Below are 2040 nucleotides of genomic sequence, written 5' to 3' on the forward strand. Positions count from 1 at the left end.
TGACTATATCATAGGTATTTTCTGCTTTATCTATGGATCCTTCCCAAAGTTTGTCATAATTTTCTTCATTAAGCTCAAAATTCTCTTTACAGCTTTCAACAGAGAGAGGATCAGTGTCACATAGTTCTACATTTGCACCCAGCTTCTTACATGCAAGACCTAAGATACCAGAACCGCAACCTACATCTATGACAGACTTACCTGCATCAACATACGTGCTAATCGCTTCTAGGCATGAAAATGTTGTTGCATGATGTCCTGAACCAAAAGCAAGCGCAGGGTCTATTTTGATATTGATAAAATCATCTTTGGGTTCATACCAGCTTGGAAAGATGTAAAATTTACCTGCCTGGATAGGTTGGATAGAGTCTTGATAGGTTTTTATCCAATCTACATTTTCTTTCTCTTCCAGTTTGTAGTCCATTTTAATGGTATCACCTAGAGTACCTGACAATGATACAAGGGCATCTTTAACGAAAGTTAAATCAGATTCACTTCGCACGATGATCTGACCTGTACCAAGTTCCAGACCCTCCCCATAAATGTTAGCGACGAAGTCTGCAATGAAATCCACAAAAGTGTCATCAAGAGTGATAGTTAATTCATAATATTTATCTTGCATTGGCTACCTTAAATGCTTCTTCAAGGTCAAGCGTACCTTCATAAAATGCTTTACCTACGATAGTACCATCGATACCGGCTTCTATAAGAGCATTGATATCTGTCATATCTTTCAATCCGCCAGAAGCGATCGTTTCAAGTCCTGAAGCCTTTTGAATTTCCAGAGTAAAGTCTACATTCACACCTGTCATCATTCCGTCACGACCCACATCTGTACAGATAATCGCTTGTACACCTGCATTGGCAAATTCACGTGCAAGGTCAGTGGCTTTCATGTCACTCACTTCTCCCCAGCCTTCTACAGCTACCATACCGTCTATCGCATCAATCCCAACAACGATAGGGTATTTTGCAGCCATATCTTTAACAAATTGTGCATCTTTTACGGCGATAGACCCTAAGATCAATCTATCAATACCAAGTTCCAAATACATTTTGATAGTCTCTTCATCACGAATACCTCCACCCAGCTCAAGCTTGAGGTTACAGTGTTCACGGATCTGTCTGATCTGCTCCAAGTTTTCAGGTTTACCTGCGAAGGCACCGTTAAGATCAACGAGGTGTACCCACTCAGAGCCAAGTTCTTCAAATCGTTTAGCTACTTGCCAAGGTTCATCGGAGTAAATTTTTGCAGACTCCATGAGTCCTTTGCTTAGTCTTACGGCTTTGCCGTCTTTAAGGTCTATGGCTGGTAATATTGTCATGTAGTCTTCTTCCTATAGTTTTGCAAAATTTTCTATGATCTTTAAACCATTTTCATGGCTTTTCTCAGGGTGCGGTTGGATGCCGTAAATATTGTTGTTTTGTACAGCTGATACAAATTCATATCCATAGTGTGTTTTTCCTATGGCGTATTTGTCATCACATACTGCATGATATGAGTGAACGAAGTAGAGATAAAAGTCTTTATCTAGTCCATCGAAAAGAGCAGTTTCTTTTTGTTGAAATAGTTCATTCCAGCCCATATGAGGTATTTTGAGGTGATGGTCAAACTTACTTTCATCAAAAGCAACTACTTTACCGGGAATAAGCCCTAAACCTTGTGTCTCTCCAAACTCTTCTGAACTCTCAAACAGTAACTGCATGCCCAAGCAGATACCCAGAAGAGGTTTCCCTGATGCAGCAAATGCAATAACTGCTTCATCCATACCATTTTTTTTAAGGTGTTCCATAGCATCACCATATGCCCCTACACCAGGTAAGATGAGTTTGTCATATTGACTGAGTTTAGTAGGATCACTCTCTAACGTAGCATCTGCCCCAACTTTAGCAAAAGCATTGATAACAGAAGCAAGGTTCCCCATGTGGTAATCGACGATTCCTATCACGATATTTTTCCTTTGACGATAGAACCCATTATGAGTAGCTAGAGTTATTCAGTGGGTTCTTGTATAATTACCGTGATTATAGCAAATTAAA

Annotated in this window: 3 protein-coding genes; all 3 read right to left on the bottom strand. The window is 39.8% G+C overall.

Annotated features, from left to right (window positions below; genetic code table 11):
* Positions 1–622, bottom strand: a 622-nt coding sequence (locus ABZC96_RS09830) for a 50S ribosomal protein L11 methyltransferase (protein ID WP_373030821.1), incomplete at its 3' end; no start/stop codon positions are given.
* Entirely contained in the window at positions 612–1325 is a 714-nt protein-coding gene (hisA, locus tag ABZC96_RS09835; protein ID WP_373030823.1) for a 1-(5-phosphoribosyl)-5-[(5-phosphoribosylamino)methylideneamino]imidazole-4-carboxamide isomerase, read from the bottom strand. The genes hisA and ABZC96_RS09830, both read right to left, overlap by 11 nt.
* Positions 1326–1337: 12 nt before the next feature.
* Positions 1338–1949, bottom strand: a complete 612-nt coding sequence (gene hisH, locus ABZC96_RS09840; protein WP_373030824.1) for an imidazole glycerol phosphate synthase subunit HisH — start codon at positions 1947–1949, stop codon at positions 1338–1340.
* Positions 1950–2040: the final 91 nt, after the last annotated feature.

Origin of the sequence: Sulfurovum sp., from assembly GCF_041551015.1 — a bacterium.
In the GTDB taxonomy this organism is placed as follows: domain Bacteria; phylum Campylobacterota; class Campylobacteria; order Campylobacterales; family Sulfurovaceae; genus Sulfurovum.

Coding starts and splice junctions, on each gene's coding strand:
- hisA (WP_373030823.1), bottom strand. CDS start 1,325: ATGACAATATTACCAGCCATAGACCTTAAAGACGGCAAAGCCGTAAGA.